Here is a 25207-nt window from a genome sequence, read left to right as displayed (position 1 = left end):
GCTTCTCGTTCCGGCTCAGGAAGTGCCGCCATGATAGGTATTTGCTGGTAGAAGCTCAACGGACAAATTATAATGGCTCAGATAAAAAAAACTAATAGGTTAATCGTTGTTTCCTATTTGTTAAATTCAGTTAACAATTGAGTTCTGGGACCATGTCAAAGCGTTTGCCACCTCTTAATGCATTACGTGTATTTGATGCAGCCGCACGCCATTTAAGCTTCACGCGCGCGGCCGATGAGCTTTTTGTGACGCAGGCCGCAGTAAGCCACCAAATCAAGTCTCTTGAGGATTTTCTGGGGCTGAAGCTGTTCCGGCGGCGCAATCGTTCTCTGCTTCTGACCGAAGAAGGGCAGAGCTATTTTCAGGATATCAAAGAGATCTTTTCGCAATTAACAGAGGCAACGCGTAAACTACAGGCACGAAGCGCGAAAGGGGCGTTAACCGTCAGTTTATTGCCCAGTTTTGCGATTCAGTGGCTGGTGCCGCGTCTCTCAAGCTTTAACTCAGCTTATCCGGGAATTGATGTCAGAATCCAGGCTGTAGACCGCCAGGAAGATAAGCTTGCGGACGACGTAGATGTGGCGATTTTTTATGGTCGCGGCAACTGGCCGGGGCTACGCGTGGAAAAACTGTACGCTGAGTATCTGCTCCCCGTCTGTTCCCCACTGCTGCTGACCGGCGAGAAAGCGTTAAAGACGCCTGCCGATCTCGCTAAACACACGCTGCTGCATGATGCTTCCCGCCGCGACTGGCAAACGTATACGCGCCAGCTGGGGCTCACCCATATCAACGTACAACAGGGACCGATCTTCAGCCATAGCGCCATGGTGCTACAGGCTGCCATCCACGGACAGGGGGTTGCGCTCGCGAACAACGTGATGGCGCAGTCTGAAATTGAGGCAGGCCGTCTGGTGTGCCCGTTTAATGATGTTCTGGTCAGTAAGAATGCGTTTTATCTGGTTTGTCATGACAGTCAGGCTGAACTGGGTAAAATAGCGGCCTTTCGACAGTGGATACTGGCGAAAGCGGCCCATGAACAAGAAACGTTCCGTTTCCGTTACGAACAATAAATGAATTTAGGGTAATACCATGACCAGCCGTTTTATGCTGATTTTTGCCGCTATCAGCGGCTTTATCTTTGTCGCACTGGGCGCGTTTGGCGCGCATGTGCTGAGTAAATCGTTGGGCGTTGTGGAAATGGGCTGGATCCAGACCGGCCTGGAGTATCAGGCGTTCCACACTCTGGCGATTTTCGGACTCGCGGTGGCGATGCAGCGCCGCATTAGTATCTGGTTCTACTGGAGCAGCGTGTTTCTGGCGCTGGGCACCGTGATGTTCAGCGGTAGCCTGTACTGCCTCGCGCTCTCCCATTTACGCCTGTGGGCGTATGTTACCCCGGTGGGCGGCGTCAGCTTCCTCGCCGGTTGGGTTTTGATGTTGATTGGTGCGATTCGACTTAAGCGTAAGGGTGTTGTTCATGAATAAGGTTGTGCTGTATTGCCGCCCTGGGTTTGAGAAAGAGTGTGCTGCGGAAATTACCGATAAAGCCGGTCGCCGCGAAGTGTTTGGCTTTGCGCGCGTTAAAGATAACTCCGGCTATGTGATTTTCGAATGCTATCAGGAAGGGGATGCCGACAAACTGGCGCGCGAGCTGCCGTTTAGCTCGCTGGTGTTTGCGCGTCAGATGATTGTGGTGGGCGAACTGCTGAAAGATTTACCGGCTGAAGACCGCGTGACCCCGGTTGTCGGCATGCTGCAGGGTGTGGTGGAGAAAGGTGGCGATCTGCGCGTTGAAGTGGCAGACACCAACGAAAGCAAAGAGCTGATGAAGTTCTGCCGCAAATTCACCGTGCCGCTGCGCGCTGCGCTGCGCGAAACCAACGTGTTGGCGCCGTACGAGACCGCCAAGCGTCCGGTGGTGCACGTGTTCTTTATCGCGCCAGGCTGCTGCTATACCGGGTACTCCTATAGCAACAACAACTCGCCGTTCTACATGGGTATTCCGCGCCTGAAGTTCCCGGCCGATGCTCCAAGCCGCTCAACCCTGAAGCTGGAAGAGGCGTTCCACGTCTTTATCCCTGCCGACGAGTGGGACGAGCGTCTGGCGAACGGCATGTACGCGGTCGATCTCGGGGCTTGCCCAGGTGGCTGGACCTATCAGCTGGTGAAGCGCAACATGTGGGTCTCCTCCGTGGATAACGGCCCAATGGCGCAGAGCCTGATGGATACCGGACAGGTCACCTGGCTGCGTGAAGATGGTTTCCGTTACCGCCCAACCCGCAGCAATATCTCGTGGATGGTGTGCGACATGGTTGAGAAGCCCGCGAAAGTGGCCTCACTGATGGCCGATTGGCTGGTAAATGGCTGGTGCCGTGAGACCATCTTCAACCTCAAGCTGCCGATGAAAAAGCGCTATGAAGAGCTGTCGCAGAACCTGGCGCACATCCAGGCAAGGCTTGATGAGAACGGGATTAACGCCCAGATTCAGGCGCGTCAGCTGTACCATGACCGCGAAGAGGTAACCGTTCACGTGCGTCGTCTGTGGGCCGCTGTCGGTGGCCGTCGCGACGAGCGTTAAGGATTGTAGCCCGGCCGAGCGCAGCGACGCCGGGTTCAGCACCGCCTTCAGGGCGGTGTTATCTATTCAGCCTTAGCTGCTGCAAATTCCCATCAATATGCAAATCCGTCTGCAGCCGTGCGATATCGCGGCATAAAAACGCCATCTCCTGATGTTCTACCAGCTTCTTGCGCCACTTCTCCGGCACCTCATCCAGATGCTCATACAACGCTTCCAGCGTGGGAAACTGCGTTAACAGTTGGGTGGCGCTCTTCGGGCCAATGCCCACCACACCCGGCACTTTCGAGCTGCTGATACCCGCCAGCCCCCAATAGTCCGGCAACTGATGCGGCTGAACGCCGAACTCTTTTTCGATAAACGGCACGTCGAGCCAGCGCTTCTGAAAATAGTCGCGAATGCGCAGGTTTGGCGAGAGCAGCTGGCAGTAGCCTTTATCGGTGGAGACGATGGTGGCCTGATGGCCTGCGCCAGCGACTTTTACCGCTAGCGTCGCCGCTAAATCGTCGGCTTCGTTACCGCTGGAGACCCAGCAGCGAACCCCGCGTAGCTCGAAGGCGGCGCGCAGCGCAGGCATCTCGGCATGCAGATCGTCTGGCATCGGCGGGCGGCCCGCCTTGTAGTCAGGAAGACGTTGGTGCCGCCAGCCGCTATTGCGCGCCTCATCGTCAAACACCGCCACCGCATGAGTTGGCTGGCTATGGGCAATCAGCAGATCCAACGCATGCTGGCAGGTTTCCACACAGGGGGAACCCTGAACGGCATGAATACGGCGTATCAGGTTGAGTGCATCAACAATCAGCAAATGGACGGCCACAGGTGTTCTCCCTAACGATTCGAGCGGTAAGGGTAACATTCACGGCACAGTGAGGCTATTGGCGAGGGATAAAACGGGAAGAGGCCTCGCAAAACTGCACGAGGCCTCTGGGGGGATGATGTTAGTCGCAGGCAACCACTTTCATCGCCAGGCCACCGCGTGAGGTTTCGCGGTACTTGGCGTTCATGTCTTTACCGGTTTCGTACATGGTCTCGATAACCTTATCGAGGCACACGCGCGGCTCGCTGGTACGGCGCAGCGCCATACGCGCGGCGTTTACCGCTTTCACTGAGGCAATGGCGTTACGCTCGATGCACGGTACCTGAACCTGGCCTGCGACCGGGTCACAGGTCAGTCCGAGGTTATGCTCCATGCCGATTTCCGCGGCGATGCACACCTGCGCCGGGCTTGCGCCCAGCAGCTCTGCCAGACCGGCAGCCGCCATTGAGCAGGCCACGCCCACTTCACCCTGGCAGCCCACTTCAGCGCCGGAGATAGAGGCGTTCATCTTGTACAGTGAGCCAATTGCGCTCGCGACCAGCATGTAGCGTGCCAGCGAGTTGGCGTTCACTTCACGGATAAACTTGTCGTAGTACGCCAGCACTGCAGGAACAATCCCGCAAGCGCCGTTGGTTGGCGCCGTCACGACGCGGCCACCGGCGGCGTTTTCTTCGTTAACGGCCAGCGCGAACATGTTGATCCAGTCCACCACCGCCATTGGGTCGCTGCTGATTTTATCCTGGCTTACCAGCATGCGGCGCAGCGCTGCGGCACGGCGCGGAACGCGCAGTTTGCCCGGCAGGACGCCTTCAGTGGTGGTGCCGTGTTCGATACCGCCCTTCATCACTGCCCAGACGTCAGCGAAGTGCTTTTCCAGCTCTTCTTTGCTGTGCAGCGCGAGTTCGTTTTTCATCATCAGGCCAGAGAGTGACAGCCCGGTTTCGTTGCAGTGACGCTGCAGGTCGGTGGCGTTTTTGTACGGGTAAGGTACGGCCACCGGCGCTTCAGTCTGCTGACCGAAGTGCTCTTCATCGACGATAAAACCACCGCCGATGGAATAATAGGTTTTGCTGTAAACGGCGTTATCGCCCGCCAGTGCGGTGATACGCATGCCGTTTTCATGCAGGGAGAGGTTGTCGGCATGGAAGTTCATGCACTGGTCAACCGGGAATTCCACTTCGTGCTGACCGTTAGCAAGCATCAGGCGACCGTGGGTGTTCACATCCTGGATAAACGCCGGGATAGACTCGATATCGACCGTATCAGGCAGATTTCCTGCCAGACCCATAATGATGGCGATATCCGTATGGTGACCTTTACCGGTCAGAGAGAGTGAGCCGTAAACATCGACGACTACGCGAGTAATATCATTGAGGATCCCACGCGCAATCAAGTCGTCCGTGAACTGTTTGCCTGCTTTCATTGGCCCAACGGTGTGTGAGCTGGAAGGACCAATGCCGATTTTGAAAATATCGAATACGCTAATCATGAGGCGTCCCTATGGTATTGAAGAGCGCCGCCCCTGGGGGCGGCGCAGGGTGATTAACTAAACAGAGAGTAGGAGATAGCGGAGATAGCGATGAGACCCATCAGGACAACGAAGACGTTGCTGATGTGACCGCTGTACTTACGCATTGCCGGTACTTTCTGGATAGCATACATCGGCATCAGGAACAGAATCATCGCGATGATTGGGCCGCCCAGGGTTTCAATCATCCCCAGGATGCTTGGGTTCATGGTTGCCACGATCCAGGTGGTAATCAGCATGAACAGCGCAGTGATTTTGTTCAGTTTGTTGATTTCGATGGTTTTGCCTTTGCTACGCAGAGACTTAATAACCATACCGTTAAAGCCTTCACGTGCGCCCAGGTAGTGGCCCAGGAAGGATTTGGTGATAGCGATAATCGCGATAATCGGTGCCATCCAGGCGATAACCGGCGCGTTAAAGTGGTTCGCCAGGTAAGACAGGATGGAGATGTTCTGCTCTTTTGCCGCCGCCAGGTCCGCTGGGGACAGGCTCAGTACGCAGCTGAAGACGAAGAACATCACGGTCAGTACCATCATCACGTGGGCACGAGCCAGAATAGAGGAGCATTTTTTCTCTGCACCCTGGCCGTATTCTTCACGCTTCGCGACCGCGAAGGAGGAGATGATTGGTGAGTGGTTGAAGGAGAACACCATTACCGGGATTGCCAGCCACAGGGTCATCCACAGGCCGTTGCCGGTAGAGGCTGCGCTGCTGAAGGACAGGGTTTCCAGCGCTGCACCGCTCCACTGTGGGATCAGGTACAGAGCCAGCACCATCAGGGCGGCGACAAACGGGAACACCAGGATGCTCATCGCTTTAACAATCATCTGCTCACCGAAGCGAACGATGGTCATCATACCGACGATCAGAATCAGCGACAGCAGCGCGCGCGGCGGCGGCGTGATGTGTAGCTGGTGAGCCAGGAAGCTCTCGACGGTGTTGGTGATTGCCACGCTGTAAACCAGCAGGATTGGGTAGATAGCGAAGAAGTAGAGCAGGGTAATCAGTTTACCTGCGCCGATACCAAAGTGCTCTTCAACCACTTCAGTGATGTCTTCGCCCGGGTTTTTACCGGACAGCACGAAGCGAGTCAGACCGCGGTGTGCGAAGAAGGTCATCGGGAAAGCAAGGATAGCCATGATGATCAGCGGGATCATGCCACCAACGCCGGCGTTGATTGGCAGGAACAGTACGCCTGCACCGATTGCGGTGCCGTAAAGACCCAGCATCCACATTGTATCTGTTTTGCGCCATCCGCTAGCAGATTCTGCTGTGACGATAGTGCTGGTTTGAGTGTTTTCCATCTGTATCTCCTGGAGGAAGGAAAATGCTAATTTTTTAGTCAAATAAAATAAAAATAACGTTAAAACCAAGATTAAATTTTATAAGTATCGGCTTTTTTGTGATTTTTACCCGATACCGTTTTAGACGAGCGCAAATGTACATTTAACTGGTAAATGTATCAGTGATCATGATCGCAAATGTAATAATCCACTTTTCGTGTGGGGTATTGCAGGTGTTTTTACTGTAATTGCAATATATACAGAAATTAATGGTCGCGAAGGCTACCATTCGCAGTATGTGTGGTAAATGGTTGAGGGGGTAAATACGATGTTTTTGCTGATAAAAATGGTGAAAATGGCGTTTATTAGCGCTTAATCATAACTATGGCTAATAATGTGCGGTTGATTAACGAACGCAAACGATTGGCTGTGAATGAATAGGCGTGTCAGACGGACGGTTCTGAGGGAGATTCCGGCGGAAAAGACCGCCGGAAGGGGGAGTGAATTACGCTGAGGTCAGACTCAGGCGCAGATTTCGTAGCACGGAATATAGGCAGAGCCTGGCAGTTTCATGCGGTGCTGGGCCACGAAGCCCTGCAGCAGTTCATCCATGCGGCGCATCATCTCTTTATCACCGTGGATCTTGTACGGCCCAAACTCTTCGATAGCGCGAATGCCCACTTCCTTCACGTTACCTGCCACGATGCCGGAGAAGGCGCGGCGCAGGTCGGCGGCCAGCACTTCAACCGGCTGATCGGGATAGAGCTTCAGGCTCGCCATGTTTTCGTGCGACGGCTCGAACGGCATTTGCAGGTCTGGTGCAATGCGAATCGACCAGTTGAAGCTGTAAGCATCGCCGGTATCACGGCGGTTCTCTTTCACCAGCGGCATCGCTTTCTTCATCTGACGCGCCACTTCCACTTCATCATCAATGATGATTTTGTAATGACGGCGGGCACCTTCACCCAGCGTATGCACGACAAAATCGTCCAGCACGCGGAAGTAGTCGGCGCTCTCTTTCGGGCCGGTGAGGATAAGCGGCAGCACCTGGTCTTTGTTCGCTGGGTTCATCAGAATGCCCAGCAGGTACAGCAGCTCTTCCGCCGTACCAACGCCGCCAGGGAAGATAATGATGCCGTGGGCGATACGGACAAAGGCTTCCAGACGCTTTTCGATATCCGGCATGATGATCAGTTCGTTCACCAGCGGGTTAGGCGGCTCAGCGGCAATAATCGACGGTTCGGTCATGCCGATAAAACGGCCTTCTTTATAGCGTTGCTGCGCGTGGCCTACCGCGGCGCCTTTCATTGGTGCTTCCATCGCGCCTGGGCCGCAGCCGGTGCAGATGTTTAGTTCACGCAGACCAAGCTGGTTACCGACGCGACGAGCGTACAGGTATTCGTTTTCATTAATGGAGTGACCGCCCCAGCACACCACCATGCTAGGTGCTTCCCCGACGTGCAGCGCGCGGGCGTTACGCAGAATAGAGAAGACCAGGTTGGTAATGTGGGTCGAGCTTTCCAGATCGAGATTCGGGAAGCGGACGGTGTTATGGATTTGCCCGTAGACAAACAGAATATCGCGCAGGACGGCAAACAGGTTAGCCTGCAGCGAGCGTATGATCCGCCCATCAACGAAGGCATCTTCCGGGGGATTAATCAGTTCAAGCTTCACGCCGCGCTCGCGGCGCAGCACGTTAATGTCGAAGCTTTCAAAACGGGATAGCAGCTCTTTGCTGTTATCGGTCAGGCTACCTGAGTTCAGTACGGCCAGGGAACAGTTGCGGAACAATTGATACAGGTCGCTGCTGGCCGTGCGTTTAAGCATGTCAACTTCCAGCTGCGACAACATATCCATTGAGCCAAGCGGGCTAATATGTGTAATCAAGTGAACTCCTTACGGGACGAAAATCGTCTTCCTTGATGATTACAATAGCCTCGCTGGCCCGTTTACTACAACCTCAGCGCGGAACAAAGCGCGCAAAATTGAGATTTTGTTAAGCTTACTGACGTACCAGTCGTCCAATAGCCGGGACAAACTCGCCGTTTGAGCGCCATGGGTTGATATCCAGACCGCCGCGACGGGTGTAGCGGGCGTATACGCTCAGGCTTTCCGGCGCGCAGAAACGCAGAATGTCATTGAAGATACGTTCAACGCACTGCTCGTGGAATTCGTTGTGATGACGGAACGATACCAGGTAACGCAGCAGCTTCTCGCGGTCGATTTGCCGGCCGCGGTATTGGATCTGTACGGAGCCCCAGTCTGGCTGATGGGTGATCAGGCAGTTGGACTTCAGCAAATGGCTGACCAGCGTCTCCTGTACCACTTTGTCTCCTGCCGCGCCGTCGAGATAGTCGGCGTTGAATTCGTAGCTCTCAATCTCGATATCCTGATTGTCGATGCAGCTACCGTGGAAGTGGGCAATAGGCTGGCCCTCCAGCTCATCGATACGATACAGCGCGACGGTCACCACACCCTGTGCGCAGGCGCTCAGATCGCGCTCCAGCGTCTGCTGTACCGCTTCCCAGCTATCAAAGCGCGTCTGGTTGAAGCTATTGAGGTACAGTTTGAAGCTTTTGGACTCCACCAGATTGACCGTCGCGTGGCTCAGTTCGACGTGGCCCACTGCGACCTGCGGCAGCCCTTTGGCGTTAAGCCAGGAGAGTTCATACAGCGTCCAGATATCCGCGCCGTGGAATGGCAGGGTATCAGCGTGCAGCCCCAGCGGGTCGCGGTTTAAGCTGCGCGGTACGCCCTGAAGCAGAGAGGCATCGTAGGTATCGCGATAATCTGTGGTTTTACCCAGGGTCAGACCAGACAGCGCCTGATGGTTCTCATAAGAAGACATGTTTCACCGTTACAAAGCAGGTACACTATTGTTTCTAGTGTATCTTAGCTAACCAGAAGAGAGAAATTCGTGGATCAGCAGACCGCAGACGCATTACACGCTTTCACCCAACGCTATTGCGATGCCTGGCAGCGTGAGCACAACAGCCTGCCGCGCAGCGAGGAACTTTACGGCATTCCGTCCCCGTGCCAGGTCTCAACGACCGATGATGAGGTGCTCTGGCAGCCTCAGCCGTTTGACGGCGAGCAGAATGTAAATGGCGTTGAACGCGCAATGGAGATTGTGGTACAACAGCCCATTCACACCTATTATACCACTCAGTATGCGGGTGATATGCACGCGATGTTCATGGGCGAAACCCTGACGCTGCTGCAGGTGTGGAGTCCCGACGATTTCCGTCGCGTGCAGGAAAATCTGATTGGTCACCTGGTCACGCAAAAGCGCCTGAAGCTTTCACCGACGCTTTTTATCGCCACCCTGGACAGCGAACTGGACGTGATTTCCGTGTGCAACGTGACCGGTGAAGTGGTCAAAGAGACGCTCGGAACCCGTAATCGTCTGCCTCTTGCCTCCTCCCTTGCGAGTTTCCTGACTCAACTCGAGCCTCTCCTGTAAGACAATTCGCCCATCACCTTGTGAGAGATCTCTTACACGCCCTGTGAGAGATCGCCAGAACATAAGTAAGACACTCATCCCATTTGTTTAGTCATTTCGTTGTATATCAATAAGATAAATGAATCCTACAGGCTTAATCTCTGATGTAAGCCTTAAGTGTTTGCCTGAGAGGCACTTGTAAGACGGGGCGGAATAGCGGATTCTATCTACGTCGACAGGGAGTCGCACAATGAAGTGAACATCAGGATGATGACGCTTCATAGGACACACCGGGAAGGTGATTCAAGGAAAGGCTTCAGGATGAAGCAAGAGGATAACGCAGGTACGCGTTAAAGGACACCTCCAGGACGGAGAATGAGAGCCAGACAGGATATCTGGTGGATCAGGAAGATCAGGATACACTCACGGATTGGGTGAAATCACATCGGGGTGGTGTGATGCAGGATGCAACCGTTTAGGGATGAACATGGTCAGGAGACCACAGGAAAAGTTGTCACGGACGAGCAGGGAGCACCAAAAGTAGCTGGATTGCTGCGAAACGAACCGGGAGCACTGTTTTTACAGTGCTCCCTTTTTTTGTTTCCCGCCAACTAGTGATATCCTGCGCCCGATTTTGTTTCCTCTGAGGTTCCCATGACACGCCACGACAACCTACGCGACCAACTACTGCTTATTGAAAACCTGCTGCGTCAGCATGAACACTGGCAGGAGACGGCACCGCATGAGAGCGCATTTGCCAGCGACCAGCCGTTCTGTATGGATACGCTGGAGCCGCTAGAGTGGCTGCAATGGGTGCTGATTCCGCGCATGCACCAACTTCTCGATGGCGGCATGCCGCTGCCAACCGGGTTTGCTATCGCTCCCTATTATGAAATGGCGCTGGATGCCGCCCATCCGCTGCGCGCGATCATTCTGCCGCCGCTGGAACAGCTGGACGCCTTCTTCGTGAGCGATGCGCACTGATGCTGGAAATTATTTACCAGGATGAGTGGCTGGTGGCGGTGAATAAGCCCTCCGGTTGGCTGGTTCACCGTAGCTGGCTCGATCGCGATGAAAAAGTGGTGGTGATGCAAACGGTGCGTGACCAGATTGGTCAGCACGTCTTCACTGCCCATCGCCTTGACCGCCCAACCTCCGGCGTACTGCTGATGGGTCTCTCCAGCGAAGCAGGCCGCCTGCTGTCGCAGCAGTTCGAGCAGCACCAGATGCAGAAGCGCTATCACGCCATCGTGCGCGGCTGGCTGACCGACGACGCGGTGCTCGACTACCCGCTGGTGGAAGAGCTCGATAAAATCGCCGATAAGTTCGCCCGCGAAAATAAAGACCCGCAGCCAGCGGTAACCCACTATCGCGGCCTGGCGACGGTGGAAATGCCGGTCGCCACCGGGCGCTACCCGACCACCCGCTACGGGCTGGTGGAGCTGGAGCCGAAAACCGGTCGTAAGCATCAACTGCGTCGCCATCTGGCGCATCTTCGTCACCCGATTCTTGGCGACAGTAAGCACGGCGACCTGCGCCAGAACCGCAGCGCCGCACAGCATTTTGGCTGCCATCGCCTGATGCTACACGCCAGCCAGCTCTCATTAACTCATCCCTTTACCGGCGAGCCGCTGACCATTCGCGCCGGGCTGGATGACGTCTGGATGCAGGCGCTATCACATTTCGGCTGGCGCGGGCTTCTCCCCGAGAATGAAAGGGTTGAGTTTGTGGCCGACTCCGGTCAGGATGAAGCTATCGAGAAGTAAACAGGGAGTTAAATCATGGCTGAAGTAGGGATTTTTGTCGGCACCATGTACGGCAATTCGCTGTTGGTGGCCGAAGAAGCGGAAACCATTCTGAGCGGACTTGGCCATCAGGCGAAGGTATTTGAAGACCCGATGGTCTCCGACTGGGAAAGCTATACCGGAAAGTACGTGCTGGTGGTGACGTCCACCACCGGTCAGGGTGATTTGCCGGATAGCATCGTGCCGCTGTTTAACGATCTGCAGGATATGTATCAGCCCCATCTGCGCTACGGCATTATTGCGCTGGGTGATAGCACCTACGCTAATTTCTGCGGCGGCGGTAAGCGGTTCGACGCACTATTGCAGGAGCAGGGCGCACAGCGCATCGGCGACATGCTGATGATTGATGCGTCTGAAGACCCGGAGCCGGAGAGCATCTCCAATCCGTGGGTTGAGCAGTGGGCAACGCTGCTGAAATAAACGTTTTTCTTCTGGCACCGGTACGAGACTGTCGTACCGGCTGCTATTTGTACATTAGCCACATCATCTCATAATATCCCCTAATAAAATTGTGCATATGCACGATGAGCTGCGGCTCGCCGCTTCCTATACTGCGTTAAGTCATCCCATCTTATGGATAGCGAGATTCCCAATGCTATGCGCCTTTCTCGCTATCGCTATTGTTAACAAGGATTGAACCATGTCGATTCACGCTTCCACGCCCGTAGTGACGTCTATGCAGGTTATCCCGGTTGCCGGGCACGACAGTATGCTAATGAACCTGAGCGGCGCTCATGCGCCGTTCTTTACTCGCAATATTGTGGTTATCAAAGATAACGCGGGTCATACGGGCGTAGGAGAGATCCCCGGCGGTGAGAAGATTCGCCTGACGCTTGAAGACGCCATTCCGCTGGTGGTGGGGAAAACGTTGGGCGAGTACAAAAATGTACTGAACGCCGTGCGCAACACCTTCGCCGACCGTGATGCGACCGGCCGCGGCCTGCAAACCTTCGATCTGCGCACCACTATTCACGTGGTGACCGGTATCGAAGCGGCGATGCTGGATCTGTTAGGCCAATATTTGGGCGTGAACGTGGCATCACTGCTGGGGGAAGGGCAGCAGCGTAGTGAAGTCGAAATGTTGGGCTACCTGTTCTTTATCGGGAACCGCCATGCAACTCCGCTGCCGTATCAAAGCCAGCCGGACGAGAAATGTGACTGGTATCGGCTACGTCATGACGAAGCGATGACTCCGGATGCGGTGGTGCGTCTGGCGGAAGCGGCGTATGAAAAGTACGGCTTCAACGACTTTAAACTGAAAGGCGGCGTGCTGGCAGGCGAAGAGGAAGCGGAGTCTATTGTCGCGCTGGCAAAACGTTTCCCGCAGGCGCGCGTGACCCTCGACCCGAACGGGGCATGGTCGCTGGACGAAGCGATTAAGATTGGCAAATACCTTAAGGGAACGCTCGCCTACGCCGAAGATCCGTGCGGGGCGGAGCAGGGCTTCTCCGGGCGCGAAATAATGGCCGAATTCCGCCGTGCGACGGGGCTGCCGACGGCGACCAACATGATTGCCACCGACTGGCGTCAGATGGGCCATACGCTGGCGTTGCAATCGGTGGATATTCCGCTGGCGGATCCGCATTTCTGGACCATGCAGGGCTCGGTGCGTGTGGCGCAGATGTGCCATGAGTTCGGCCTGACCTGGGGCTCGCACTCCAATAACCACTTCGATATTTCGCTGGCGATGTTCACCCACGTGGCGGCCGCCGCACCAGGGAAAATTACGGCGATTGACACCCACTGGATCTGGCAGGAAGGTAATCAGCGCCTGACCAAAGAACCGTTTGAAATCAAAGGCGGTATGGTGCAGGTACCGAACAAACCGGGTCTGGGCGTTGAGCTGGATATGGACCAGGTGATGAAGGCTAACGCGCTGTACAAAAAGCATGGCCTTGGCGCGCGTGATGATGCAATGGGAATGCAGTACCTGATCCCAAACTGGACATTTGATAACAAACGCCCGTGCATGGTGCGCTAAGCTTACCGCCGACTCTGCTGGAGTATGCAGAACCCAGCCACAAATTCGCATAAGGACAGCCCATGAAGATTGTGATTGCCCCTGACTCCTACAAAGAAAGCCTGAGTGCGCTCGATGTTGCCTGTGCGATAGAGGATGGGTTTCGTGAAGTGTTTCCCGATGCTGAATACTGCAAGCTGCCCGTTGCCGACGGCGGCGAGGGGACGGTAGAAGCGATGGTGGCAGCAACGCAGGGGCGAGTGCTTGAGGTTGAGGTGACCGGCCCGTTGGGTTCTCCCGTGCCAGGCTTCTTCGGTATTTCCGGCGATGGGCAATGTGCGTTTATTGAAATGGCTGCGGCAAGCGGCCTGGAAAGCGTGCCTATCGCAAAGCGTAATCCGCTAAAAACCACCTCCTGGGGAACGGGAGAACTCATTCGCCACGCGCTGGACCATGGCGTGAGCCGGATTATTATTGGCCTTGGCGGCAGTGCCACTAATGACGGCGGCGCAGGAATGGTGCAGGCGCTAGGGGCAACGCTGTTGGCAGCGGACGGACAGCCGATTCCTCCGGGAGGCGCCGGGCTGGAGGCGCTGGCTGGTATTGATATCAGCGGGCTGGACAGCCGGCTGTCGGGCTGTCAGATTGATGTTGCCTGCGATGTTACCAACCCATTGACCGGCGCAGAGGGGGCATCAGCGGTGTTTGGGCCGCAAAAGGGGGCGACGCCGGAGATGGTGGCGTTCCTGGATCGGGCTCTGGCGCACTATGCGACGTGTATCCAGCGGGATTTAGGCCGCGATGTGCTGACGCTTGAGGGCGGCGGCGCGGCGGGGGGAATGGGGGCGGCGTTGTACGCATTTTGTGGCGCAACGCTGCGGCCCGGCATTGAGATTGTCACCGAGGCGCTGCATCTTGATGCGCTGGTGGCGGATGCCAGTCTGGTGATTACCGGTGAAGGGCGGATGGATAGCCAGACTATTCACGGCAAAGTGCCGGTGGGCGTGGCGAAGGTGGCTAAGCGCTACGGTATCCCGGTGATTGGCATTGCTGGCAGCCTGACACCGGACGTCGGCGTGGTGCATCAGCACGGGATTGATGCGGTGTTCAGCGTGATGTATCGCATTTGCACGCTGGAGGAGGCACTGTCGGAGGCGGGTGAGAATGTGAGAATGGCAGCGCGGAATATTGCGGGGGTCATTAAGCTAGGGCAGGCGCTGTAGGTTTCCCCGGGGTCGCTTGCGCTCGCCCGGGCTACCAATCAAATGTAGCCCGGCCAAGCGAAGCGCCGCCGGGATCGGCACCTATCCCAATATCTTCCGGGTTTCCCGAGTCACATTGTCCATCTCATCCAACAGCTCCAGCAGTTCCGGCTCCAGCTCTTCCGCCGCCGTGCCGCTACGCAGCTGGCTCTCAATCAGATGGCACAAATGCTTGAGACGCGGAACGCCGCTGTAGCCGCAGCTACCGTGCAGTTTATGAATGGCATCGACCAGATTTTCCGGCTGCTCGCCCACGAGCTGCTCTTCCACTTTGTTACGCACTTCCGGCAGGAAGGCGATCAGCATCTGCAACATCTCGCGCGCCAGGTCAGGCTTATAGGCGGCCTGGCGCAGCGCCAGCTGCCAGTCCAGCGTCGCGTTGAGGTCGACCGGTGGTTCAATCGGGTCGGCGTGCATCGGGCGAGGCACCACATTCACGCCGGGCTTATAGCGCAGCAGTAAATCGTGCAGCCGGTTCTCTTCAATCGGCTTCGCCAGATAGTCGTTCATACCGGCGGTCAGCAGCTTTTCGCGCTGCCCGGCCAGGGCGTGAGCGGTGACGGCAATCACCGGCGTTTGCTGCTGGTGCGGAAGCTGGCGTATCAGCTCGCAGGCGCGAATGCCGTCGATGTCTGGCATCTGAATATCCATCAGAATCAGATCGAACTTCATCTGTTTGGCGCACTCAACGGCCTGGTGGCCGCTTTCGCAAAGCTCCACGTGCTGCACCTGATCGTCTAACAGTGCGCCAATCAGCTTCAGGTTGGCCGGGTTATCGTCCACCGCCATGACCGTCATCGGCAGGCGATGTTCGGTATGCGGAACGGCAATCTGAGAAGATGTGCTGAGGCTAAACTCCAGCAGCACCGGCATCAGCCGGGTAATGGTCAGCGGTTTCAACAGACAGGCTGATGCCCCGTCCTTCTTCAGCGCTTCTGCATCGACCTGCGCGTGGCACGGCAGCGCCAGCACCAGGTGATCGGTCATATTCAGCGCCATGCTCAGCTTCTCGCGGTGAATAGTCAGGTCGCGAACGGAGACCGGCACGGCAACCAGCAGAATGTCGTAAAACTCTGCCGGGAGCGCAGCGATGCTGACGGCGTAGACCACCTCTAGCGGCGTAGAGGCGAGCATATCCAGCGTGGCCTGCGCCGCGGCGGCGTTAGCCTCCACGTAGGCAATGCGTTTGCCCTTCAGGCTGCTGGTATCCGGGCCATCGGAGATGACGTTCGGGTTCAGATCGAGGTTGATGTTAAACCAGAAGGTCGAACCGCGGTTTGGCTGGCTGTGGAAGGAGATATCACCGCCCATCTCGCGCACCAGTTTCTGGGTGATAACCAGCCCCAGCCCGGTGCCGCCGTGGCGTCGGGAGATACTGGCATCCGCCTGACGGAAGGCCTGGAACAGACGAGACTGATCGCGCTCTGGAATACCAATCCCGGTATCGCGGATCTGCACTTCAATCTGCACCTTGTTATTGCTGACGGCGCGCTGCTCAACCAGCACATCAATGTTACCGTTTTCGGTAAACTTGATGGCGTTACCCACCAGGTTGGTGATCACCTGTTGCAGACGCAGCGGGTCGCCGATGACGTTATCCGGCACGTCGTTCTTAATATTGAGCGTCAGCTCCAGCCCTTTATCGTGGGCCGAGTGCGCCAGCAGGGTGACCACTTCATCAAGAGAGTTCCGCAGCGGGAAGGGAATACTTTCCAGCAGCAGCTTACCGGCTTCCAGCTTCGAGAAGTCGAGCACGTCGTTGATGATCGCCAGCAGGTTGTTGGCCGAACGCTCGATGGTGTTGAGGTGGTCGCGCTGGGTAGGATTTAGCTCGGTTTTGAGCGTCAGGCGGGTAAAGCCGATCACCCCGTTAAGCGGCGTACGCAGCTCGTGCGACATGTTGGCCAGGAACTCGGACTTGATGCGCGCGGCTTCCTGCGCGCGCTTTTTCGCCAGATCCAGCTCCACGTTCTGGATCTCCATCTGCTCAAGCGTTTCCCGCAGATCCGAAGTGGCCTGGTCGACGTTATGCTGCATCTCCTCATGATAGGCAGCCAGCGACATGGCCATCGAGTTGATACCGTTTTTCAACATATCCAACTCGCCGAGCATAAAGCCTTCAACGCGGCTATCGAGCTGCCCTCGTCGGATGCGGTCAACGGTATTCACCATGTTGCGAATTGGCCCCGTGACGTCCTGCATCAGCCGCCAGCCGAAGATCAGCGCAATACCGATACAGAACAGCATCATCACGCTGGAGATGAAAATCTCTTTGTACTGCTGGAGCCGCACCGATTTAAGGTCCAGCTCTAGCGCCACATAGCCCAGCATGTTGATCGGCGTTTTGGCATCCGACTGCGGCGACTCGTCCGGTGAGTAGTGCTCGGAGATAATCGGCGTACGTAGAATCATGATATCGCCAAGCCGCGTGACGCTTAGCCTTCGGGGAAACGCCGTGCCGCGCGGCAGCTGCAGCTCGCTGGGATCCAGCTGATAGTTAGAGGTGACGAACAGCTTGTTGTGTTCATCGTATACGGAAATGGCGCGCACAATATCGGAATGGCGACGATGCAGCACGCTGATCAATTGGCCGATCGACTCGCGATTTTGCAAATTCATACCATATTCACTGGAGACGGCGAGCGGTTCAATAATGCTGGCACCGGCGTCTTCCAGCTGACGCTGCAGGTCGTTATAGCGGTGTACGACGAAGAAGATACTGAGCAGTAAACCGATAAGTACGGTCGGCGCCAGGATCAAAATCATCATTCTTGCACGCAGGCTGTAGTTGGTCATGGAGGTCCGTTGTGGGAGAATCAGGGCAATATTTTTGATTGAGAACAATCTCTACGATGGCGCAATTCTACTCTGCAAAACGGCGCGTGACGACGCGCCAGATCATAACCGTGACAGTCAGCAGTCTTGATCCCTTCGGGCAAGGTGTGGCGCGCCACAACGGTAAAGCATTATTCATCAATGGCTTATTGCCAGATGAAAGCGCGGAAGTGACCCTGACGGAAGATAAAAAACAGTACGCGCGCGGGCAGGTAAAACGCCGCCTGACCACCAGTTCCGAGCGTGAAACCCCGCGTTGCCCGCATTTTGGCGTCTGCGGCGGTTGCCAGCAGCAGCATGCTGCCGTTGCACTACAACAGCGCAGCAAACGCGAGGCGTTGAACCGGTTAATGAAACATGACGTCGATGACGTTATCTCGGGCGAACCCTGGGGATACCGCCGTCGGGCGCGGCTGAGCGTGAATTATCAGCCTAAAACGCAAAAATTGCAGATGGGTTTTCGCAAAGCGAATTCGAACGACATTGTCGAAGTGGTGCAGTGCCCCGTTTTGGTGCCCAATCTTGAGGCGTTGCTGCCCACCGTGCGGGAATGTCTGGAGAGCCTGAAGGGAAAACGTCAGCTCGGACACGTTGAACTGGTCAGTGCCGACAACGGTCCGCTGATGGTACTGCGTCATACGGCGGCGCTCTCGGATGAAGATAAAGAAAAACTGGAACGCTTTTCGCATTCTTCCGGCGTTGCCCTTTATCTGGCGCCGGAAAGCGAGATACTTGAATGCGTGACCGGCGAGGAGCCCTGGTATTCGTCAGACGGGCTACGCTTAACCTTCAGCCCGCGCGATTTTATTCAGGTAAACGACGGCGTGAATCAGCAGATGGTTGCAACGGCGTTGTCGTGGCTCGATGTACAGTCAACTGACCGTGTACTCGATCTGTTCTGCGGAATGGGGAACTTTACCCTGCCGCTGGCCACCCGCGCGCAAAGCGTCGTCGGCGTTGAAGGCGTCCCGGCGCTGGTGGCGAAAGGGCGAGAAAATGCCGCGCTGAACCACCTGGAGAATGTCACCTTCTTCCACGAGAATCTGGAAGAGGATGTCACGCTTCAGGCGTGGGCGAAGCATGGTTTTGACAAGGTTTTACTCGATCCCGCCCGTGCTGGCGCACCGGGCGTGATGCAGCATGTTATAAAATTAGCGCCAACGCGGGTGGTATACGTTTCCTGCAATCCGGCAACGCTGGCGCGCGATAGCGAGGCGTTGTTGAATGCGGGGTACCAAATTCAGCGTATGGCAATGCTTGATATGTTCCCGCACACTGGGCACCAGGAATCTATGGTGCTGTTTGAGCGTAGGTAATAACGGTGGCTTGTCGACTTCGACAGGCCGGTCCCTGAAAGGAGAGGACAATGGTTGCGGTAAGAAGTGCACATCTCAATAAAGCTGGTGAATTTGACCCACAAAAATGGATCGCAAGTCTGGGAATTTCCAGCCAGCAGTCGTGTGAACGCTTAGCCGAGACCTGGGATTATTGTCGCCGCCAGACCGTAGGACATGATGACGCCGAACTGATGCTGTGGCGCGGCGTGGAGATGGTTGAAATCCTCTCTACGCTGAGTATGGATAACGACACGTTAAGAGCCGCGCTGCTGTTTCCGTTAGTAGACGCTAACGTTGTCAGTGAAGAAGTGCTGAGCGAAAGCGCCGGTCAATCCGTCGTGACTCTGATTCACGGCGTGCGCGACATGGCGGCTATTCGCCAACTGAAAGCTACCCATACCGATGCGGTCTCCTCCGAGCAGGTGGATAACGTCCGCCGCATGCTGCTGGCGATGGTGGATGATTTCCGCTGCGTGGTTATCAAGCTTGCCGAACGTATTGCCCACCTGCGCGAAGTGAAGGATGCGCCGGAAGATGAACGCGTGCTGGCGGCTAAAGAATGTACCAACATCTATGCGCCGCTGGCTAACCGCTTAGGCATCGGCCAGCTCAAATGGGAGCTGGAAGATTACTGCTTCCGTTATCTGCACCCAGCAGAGTACAAGCGCATCGCGAAGCTGCTGCACGAGCGCCGTATTGACCGCGAGCACTATATTTCCGATTTCGTCGGCCACCTGCGCAGCGAAATGAAGACCGAAGGCGTGAAGGCCGAAGTGTACGGTCGCCCGAAACACATCTACAGCATCTGGCGCAAAATGCAGAAAAAGCACCTCGCTTTTGACGAGCTGTTTGACGTGCGCGCGGTGCGTATCGTCGCGGAACGTTTGCAGGACTGCTACGCCGCGTTGGGGATAGTGCACACTCACTATCGCCACCTGCCAGATGAGTTTGATGACTACGTCGCAAACCCGAAACCCAACGGCTACCAGTCCATCCATACGGTGGTATTAGGGCCGGGCGGCAAAACGGTTGAAATCCAGATTCGTACCAAACAGATGCACGAAGACGCCGAGCTGGGCGTTGCCGCGCACTGGAAATACAAAGAGGGTACTGGCACAGCAAGCGGGCCGCGTTCCGGCCACGAAGATCGTATCGCCTGGCTGCGTAAACTGATTGCGTGGCAGGAAGAGATGGCCGACTCCGGCGAAATGCTCGACGAAGTGCGCAGCCAGGTCTTCGACGACCGCGTGTATGTGTTTACGCCAAAAGGCGACGTGGTGGACCTTCCGGCAGGCTCCACGCCGCTGGACTTCGCCTACCACATTCATAGCGACGTCGGTCACCGCTGCATCGGCGCCAAGATTGGCGGGCGCATCGTGCCGTTCACCTATCAGTTGCAGATGGGCGACCAGATAGAAATCATCACCCAGAAGCAGCCAAACCCGAGCCGTGACTGGCTGAACCCGAACCTCGGTTACGTAACGACCAGCCGTGGACGTTCGAAAATCCACGCCTGGTTCCGTAAACAGGACAAAGACAAGAACGTGCTAGCCGGGCGGCAGATCCTCGACGACGAGCTGGAGCATCTGGGCATCAGCCTCAAGGAGGCCGAGAAGCACCTGCTGCCGCGTTACAACTTTAACGACGTGGAAGAGCTGCTGGCGGCCATCGGCGGCGGTGACATTCGCCTCAACCAGATGGTGAACTTCCTGCAGGCGCAGTTCAATAAGCCGAGCGCCGCCGAGCAGGACGCCGCCGCGCTGAAACAGCTTCAGCAGAAGACCTATACGCCGCAGAACCGCAGCAAAGATAACGGTCGCGTCGTGGTGGAAGGTGTCGGTAACCTGATGCACCATATCGCGCGCTGCTGTCAGCCTATTCCCGGTGACGAGATTGTCGGCTTTATCACCCAGGGGCGCGGGATTTCCGTGCACCGGGCGGACTGCGAACAGCTGGCGGAGCTGCAGTCGCACGCGCCGGAGCGCATCGTTGATGCCGTGTGGGGTGAAAGCTACTCGGCGGGCTACTCGCTGGTGGTGCGCGTTCAGGCCAACGATCGCAGCGGCCTGCTGCGCGATATCACCACCATTCTCGCCAACGAGAAGGTGAACGTGCTGGGCGTGGCCAGCCGTAGCGACACCAAGCAACAGATGGCGACTATCGACATGACCATCGAAATCTACAACCTGCAGGTGCTGGGCCGTGTGCTCGGCAAGCTGAACCAGGTGCCGGACGTGATCGACGCCCGTCGACTGCACGGCGGTTAATGTTCTTTTTACCCTCTCCCAATGGGGGAGGGTAACTCTCTCTTTTTGCAAGGAATCATCATGACTCAAATCGACCGACTGCTCGGCATCATGCAGCGCCTGCGTGACCCGGAAAACGGCTGCCCGTGGGATAAAGAGCAGACGTTCAGCACCATCGCCCCTTACACGCTGGAAGAGACATACGAAGTGCTCGACGCCATTGCGCGCGAAGACTTTGACGACCTGCGCGGCGAACTGGGCGACCTGCTGTTCCAGGTGGTGTTTTACGCGCAGATGGCCCAGGAAGAGGGGCGCTTTGATTTCAACGATATTTGCGCCGCTATCAGCGATAAGCTGGAGCGTCGTCACCCGCACATCTTTGGCGACGCCAGCGCCGAAAACAGCCAGGAAGTGTTGACCCGCTGGGAGAAAATCAAAACCGCTGAACGGGCAGAGAAAGCGCAGCACTCCGCGCTGGACGATATTCCGCGCGCCTTCCCGGCGCTGATGCGGGCGCACAAAATCCAGAAGCGCTGCTCGGCGGTTGGCTTTGACTGGACCACGCTTGGCCCGGTGCTCGATAAAGTTTACGAAGAGATCGACGAAGTGATGGACGAAGCCAGGCAGGCGGTGGTCGACGAGGCTAAACTGGAAGAAGAGGTGGGCGACCTGTTGTTTGCCACCGTTAACCTGTCTCGCCATTTAGGGGTAAAAGCAGAGACCGCATTGCAGAAGGCGAACGAAAAATTTGAGCGCCGTTTCCGCGAAGTTGAGCGGATTGTCGCCGCACGTGGCCTGGAAATGACCGGTGTGGATCTGGATGTGATGGAAGAAGTTTGGCAGCAGGTAAAACGGCAGGAATCTGATCTCTAAAGAATTTTTGTGGGAAAGGGCGAAAAGTGCGAAATCTTAAATGACAAGCGCTTGATTTGCGTCAAAAACTTTTACCCCAAAGGGGCTATTTTCTCACTCCCCATGTTTGTTTCTGCGGCGATTGAGGAGCGAGAATGAAAGTTTGTGGCGCTCGCCATGTTCGGGTATACTACTTTCCCGTCTTGGTTATTCCATCGTTTCACCCTAACTTCTCAGGTCCAGCATGACAACGAACTATATTTTTGTGACCGGCGGGGTCGTATCCTCTCTGGGTAAAGGCATTGCCGCAGCATCCCTGGCAGCCATTCTTGAAGCCCGTGGCCTCAACGTGACCATGATGAAACTGGATCCGTATATTAACGTCGATCCTGGCACCATGAGCCCGATCCAACACGGGGAAGTGTTCGTTACCGAAGACGGCGCTGAAACCGACCTGGACCTGGGTCACTATGAGCGCTTCATTCGTACCAAAATGACTCGCCGCAATAACTTCACTACCGGTCGTATCTACTCAGATGTCCTGCGCAAAGAGCGTCGTGGCGACTATCTGGGCGCAACCGTGCAGGTTATCCCACACATCACTAACGCGATCAAAGAACGCGTCCTCGCCGGTGGCGAAGGTCATGATGTGGTGCTGGTTGAAATCGGCGGTACCGTCGGTGATATCGAATCCCTGCCATTCCTGGAAGCGATTCGTCAGCTGGCCGTGGATATCGGTCGTGAAAACGCGCTGTTCATGCACCTGACTCTGGTGCCATATATGGCAGCCGCGGGCGAAGTCAAAACCAAACCGACTCAGCACTCCGTGAAAGAGCTGCTGTCCATCGGTATTCAGCCAGATATTCTGATCTGTCGTTCCGATCGTGCGGTTCCGGCCAACGAACGTGCAAAAATTGCATTGTTCTGTAACGTGCCAGAAAAAGCCGTTATTTCAATGAAAGACGTCGATTCCATTTATAAAATTCCAGGCCTGTTGAAATCTCAGGGGCTGGACGATTATATTTGTAAACGATTCAGCTTGAACTGCCCGGAAGCAAACCTGGCCGAATGGGAACAGGTTATCTTCGAAGAAGCGAACCCGGCAGGCGAAGTCACGATTGGTATGGTCGGCAAGTACATTGAACTGCCAGATGCTTATAAATCGGTGATTGAAGCGCTGAAACACGGTGGCCTGAAAAACCGCGTAACCGTCAACATCAAGCTGATTGATTCGCAGGATGTGGAAACGCGCGGCGTCGAAATTCTGAAAGATTTGGATGCTATCCTGATCCCTGGCGGCTTCGGCTACCGTGGTGTTGAAGGTAAGATCGCTACCGCACGCTATGCGCGTGAAAACAAAATTCCTTATCTGGGCATCTGCCTGGGTATGCAGGTTGCGCTGATCGAATTCGCGCGTAACGTTGCAGGCATGGAAAACGCCAACTCTACGGAATTTGTGCCAGACTGTAAGTACCCGGTTGTGGCGCTCATTACCGAATGGCGTGATGAAGATGGCAATGTCGAAGTTCGTACTGAAAAGAGCGATCTCGGCGGCACAATGCGCCTTGGCGCACAGCAGTGCCAGCTTAGCGATGACAGCCTGGTCCGCCAGATGTACGGCGAGCCAACTATCGTTGAGCGTCACCGTCACCGCTATGAAGTCAACAACATGTTGTTGAAACCGATTGAAGCTGCAGGTCTGCGCGTTGCGGGCCGTTCCGGGGATGATCAGTTGGTCGAGATCATCGAAGTTCCGAACCACCCGTGGTTCGTTGCTTGTCAGTTCCATCCGGAGTTTACTTCCACGCCGCGTGATGGGCACCCGCTGTTTGCTGGCTTCGTGAAAGCCGCGAGCGAGTACCAGAAGCGTCAGAAGTAAGAAAAGTTAGAACGGCAACGCCCCACGAGGGGCGTTGTTTGTCTGGAGTTTTAGTTTAACTTGTACTGAGGAAAACCTAATGTCCAAAATCGTTAAAATCATCGGTCGTGAAATCATCGACTCCCGTGGTAACCCGACTGTTGAAGCAGAAGTTCACCTGGAAGGTGGTTTCGTTGGTATGGCAGCAGCCCCGTCAGGTGCTTCTACTGGTTCCCGCGAAGCGCTGGAACTGCGCGATGGCGACAAATCTCGCTTCATGGGTAAAGGCGTACTGAAAGCTGTTGGCGCTGTAAACGGCCCAATCGCTCAGGCTCTGCTGGGTAAAGATGCTAAAGATCAGGCTGGCATCGACAAGATCATGATCGATCTGGACGGTACTGAGAACAAATCCAACTTCGGCGCGAACGCAATCCTGGCCGTATCTCTGGCAAACGCCAAAGCAGCAGCAGCTGCTAAAGGTCTGCCACTGTACGCTCACATCGCTGAACTGAACGGTACCCCAGGCAAATACTCCATGCCAGTTCCGATGATGAACATCATCAACGGCGGCGAGCACGCTGACAACAACGTCGACATTCAGGAATTCATGATTCAGCCAGTTGGCGCGAAATCCCTGAAAGAAGCCGTACGTATGGGTTCCGAAGTGTTCCATAACCTGGCTAAAGTTCTGAAAGCTAAAGGTATGAACACTGCAGTTGGTGACGAAGGCGGCTACGCTCCTAACCTGGGTTCCAACGCTGAAGCTCTGGCTGTTATCGCTGAAGCGGTTAAAGCAGCTGGCTACGAGCTGGGCAAAGACATCACTCTGGCGATGGACTGTGCAGCTTCTGAATTCTACAAAGACGGTAAATACGTTCTGGCTGGCGAAGGCAACAAAGCATTCACCTCCGAAGAATTCACTCACTTCCTGGAAGAACTGACCAAACAGTACCCAATCGTCTCCATCGAAGATGGCCTGGACGAATCTGACTGGGCTGGTTTCGCATACCAGACCAAAGTACTGGGCGACAAAATCCAGCTGGTTGGTGACGATCTGTTCGTAACCAACACCAAGATCCTGAAAGAAGGCATCGAAAAAGGCATCGTTAACTCCATCCTGATCAAATTCAACCAGATCGGTTCCCTGACCGAAACTCTGGCTGCGATCAAAATGGCGAAAGACGCTGGCTACACCGCTGTCATCTCTCACCGTTCTGGCGAAACTGAAGACGCTACCATCGCTGACCTGGCTGTTGGTACCGCTGCTGGCCAGATCAAAACTGGTTCTATGAGCCGTTCTGACCGCGTTGCTAAGTACAACCAGCTGATTCGTATCGAAGAAGCTCTGGGTGAACAAGCGCCGTACAACGGTCGTAAAGAGATCAAAGGTCAGGCATAAGCCCGACT

Annotated in this window: 20 protein-coding genes; 14 read left to right on the top strand and 6 right to left on the bottom strand. The window is 55.7% G+C overall.

Annotated features, from left to right (window positions below):
* Window positions 1–152 precede the first annotated feature (152 nt).
* Genes gcvA through rlmM form a run of 3 tightly spaced genes read left to right on the top strand, consistent with a single transcriptional unit; the run spans window position 153 to window position 2578 of the window.
* Window positions 153–1070 (top strand): glycine cleavage system transcriptional regulator GcvA, encoded by a 918-nt coding sequence (gene gcvA, locus AB2B48_RS13335; RefSeq protein ID WP_185667985.1) that lies wholly within the window; start codon window positions 153–155, stop codon window positions 1068–1070.
* A gap of 19 nt (window positions 1071–1089) precedes the next feature.
* The gene (locus AB2B48_RS13330; protein WP_123650616.1) at window positions 1090–1485 is read left to right on the top strand and encodes a DUF423 domain-containing protein; all 396 of its coding nucleotides are present in this window, start codon (window positions 1090–1092) and stop codon (window positions 1483–1485) included.
* On the top strand, window positions 1478–2578 hold the full coding sequence (rlmM, locus tag AB2B48_RS13325; protein ID WP_368299371.1) for a 23S rRNA (cytidine(2498)-2'-O)-methyltransferase RlmM: 1101 nt from the start codon (window positions 1478–1480) through the stop codon (window positions 2576–2578). Before AB2B48_RS13330 ends, rlmM begins: the two co-directional genes overlap by 8 nt.
* 58 nt (window positions 2579–2636) lie before the next feature.
* On the opposite strand, the gene xni is transcribed toward rlmM, so the two are convergent.
* The 5 genes from xni to queF all read right to left on the bottom strand — a co-directional run bounded on the left by xni (window position 2637) and on the right by queF (window position 9051).
* Window positions 2637–3392 carry a flap endonuclease Xni gene (xni, locus tag AB2B48_RS13320; RefSeq protein ID WP_368299370.1) on the bottom strand — a complete coding sequence of 252 codons (756 nt, stop codon included), beginning with the start codon at window positions 3390–3392 and terminating at the stop codon, window positions 2637–2639.
* Window positions 3393–3513: 121 nt separating this feature from the next.
* A complete protein-coding gene (locus AB2B48_RS13315) occupies window positions 3514–4881 on the bottom strand; it encodes an L-serine ammonia-lyase (RefSeq protein WP_368299369.1) in 1368 nt (455 codons plus the stop codon).
* A gap of 53 nt (window positions 4882–4934) precedes the next feature.
* Window positions 4935–6224 carry an HAAAP family serine/threonine permease gene (locus AB2B48_RS13310; RefSeq protein ID WP_185667989.1) on the bottom strand — a complete coding sequence of 430 codons (1290 nt, stop codon included), beginning with the start codon at window positions 6222–6224 and terminating at the stop codon, window positions 4935–4937.
* Between the two features lie 501 nt (window positions 6225–6725).
* The gene (gene ppnN / locus AB2B48_RS13305; RefSeq protein WP_035892831.1) at window positions 6726–8090 is read right to left on the bottom strand and encodes a nucleotide 5'-monophosphate nucleosidase PpnN; all 1365 of its coding nucleotides are present in this window, start codon (window positions 8088–8090) and stop codon (window positions 6726–6728) included.
* Window positions 8091–8205: 115 nt separating this feature from the next.
* Window positions 8206–9051, bottom strand: a complete 846-nt coding sequence (gene queF, locus AB2B48_RS13300) for an NADPH-dependent 7-cyano-7-deazaguanine reductase QueF (protein ID WP_368299368.1) — start codon at window positions 9049–9051, stop codon at window positions 8206–8208.
* 69 nt (window positions 9052–9120) lie between these two features.
* Here queF and syd point away from each other — a divergent pair, with 69 nt between their 5' ends.
* From syd to AB2B48_RS13270, 6 genes are all read left to right on the top strand, one after another.
* Complete coding sequence (gene syd, locus AB2B48_RS13295) at window positions 9121–9666, top strand: SecY-interacting protein (protein WP_368299367.1); 546 nt, start codon at window positions 9121–9123, stop codon at window positions 9664–9666.
* A 633-nt stretch (window positions 9667–10299) separates the two neighbouring features.
* Window positions 10300–10629, top strand: coding sequence for a YqcC family protein (locus AB2B48_RS13290; RefSeq protein ID WP_185667992.1), 330 nt, complete (start codon window positions 10300–10302; stop codon window positions 10627–10629).
* Window positions 10629–11411 carry a tRNA pseudouridine(65) synthase TruC gene (gene truC, locus AB2B48_RS13285; RefSeq protein ID WP_368299366.1) on the top strand — a complete coding sequence of 261 codons (783 nt, stop codon included), beginning with the start codon at window positions 10629–10631 and terminating at the stop codon, window positions 11409–11411. Before AB2B48_RS13290 ends, truC begins: the two co-directional genes overlap by 1 nt.
* A gap of 15 nt (window positions 11412–11426) precedes the next feature.
* A complete protein-coding gene (locus AB2B48_RS13280; protein WP_185667994.1) occupies window positions 11427–11870 on the top strand; it encodes a flavodoxin in 444 nt (147 codons plus the stop codon).
* Between the two features lie 220 nt (window positions 11871–12090).
* Window positions 12091–13431, top strand: a complete 1341-nt coding sequence (gene gudD, locus AB2B48_RS13275; RefSeq protein WP_368299365.1) for a glucarate dehydratase — start codon at window positions 12091–12093, stop codon at window positions 13429–13431.
* Window positions 13432–13493: 62 nt separating this feature from the next.
* Complete coding sequence (locus AB2B48_RS13270; protein WP_368299364.1) at window positions 13494–14633, top strand: glycerate kinase; 1140 nt, start codon at window positions 13494–13496, stop codon at window positions 14631–14633.
* 81 nt (window positions 14634–14714) lie between these two features.
* Here the strand turns inward: AB2B48_RS13270 and barA are convergent, their stop codons facing one another.
* Entirely contained in the window at window positions 14715–17468 is a 2754-nt protein-coding gene (gene barA / locus AB2B48_RS13265; protein WP_333012747.1) for a two-component sensor histidine kinase BarA, read from the bottom strand.
* Window positions 17469–17524: 56 nt separating this feature from the next.
* Here barA and rlmD point away from each other — a divergent pair, with 56 nt between their 5' ends.
* The 5 genes from rlmD to eno all read left to right on the top strand — a co-directional run bounded on the left by rlmD (window position 17525) and on the right by eno (window position 25199).
* Window positions 17525–18823 carry a 23S rRNA (uracil(1939)-C(5))-methyltransferase RlmD gene (rlmD, locus tag AB2B48_RS13260; RefSeq protein WP_368299363.1) on the top strand — a complete coding sequence of 433 codons (1299 nt, stop codon included), beginning with the start codon at window positions 17525–17527 and terminating at the stop codon, window positions 18821–18823.
* A 50-nt stretch (window positions 18824–18873) separates the two neighbouring features.
* Window positions 18874–21111 carry a GTP diphosphokinase gene (gene relA / locus AB2B48_RS13255; protein ID WP_185667999.1) on the top strand — a complete coding sequence of 746 codons (2238 nt, stop codon included), beginning with the start codon at window positions 18874–18876 and terminating at the stop codon, window positions 21109–21111.
* Window positions 21112–21171: 60 nt separating this feature from the next.
* Window positions 21172–21963, top strand: a complete 792-nt coding sequence (mazG, locus tag AB2B48_RS13250) for a nucleoside triphosphate pyrophosphohydrolase (RefSeq protein ID WP_035892850.1) — start codon at window positions 21172–21174, stop codon at window positions 21961–21963.
* 223 nt (window positions 21964–22186) lie between these two features.
* Window positions 22187–23821 carry a glutamine hydrolyzing CTP synthase gene (gene pyrG / locus AB2B48_RS13245; RefSeq protein ID WP_035892851.1) on the top strand — a complete coding sequence of 545 codons (1635 nt, stop codon included), beginning with the start codon at window positions 22187–22189 and terminating at the stop codon, window positions 23819–23821.
* Between the two features lie 79 nt (window positions 23822–23900).
* Window positions 23901–25199, top strand: a complete 1299-nt coding sequence (gene eno / locus AB2B48_RS13240; protein WP_035892853.1) for a phosphopyruvate hydratase — start codon at window positions 23901–23903, stop codon at window positions 25197–25199.
* Window positions 25200–25207: the final 8 nt, after the last annotated feature.

This window comes from Kluyvera sichuanensis (genome assembly GCF_040930405.1).
GTDB classification, from domain to species: domain Bacteria; phylum Pseudomonadota; class Gammaproteobacteria; order Enterobacterales; family Enterobacteriaceae; genus Kluyvera; species Kluyvera sichuanensis.
Note: the sequence above shows the minus strand (reverse complement) of the source record. Positions and strands in the feature narration are given on the sequence as shown.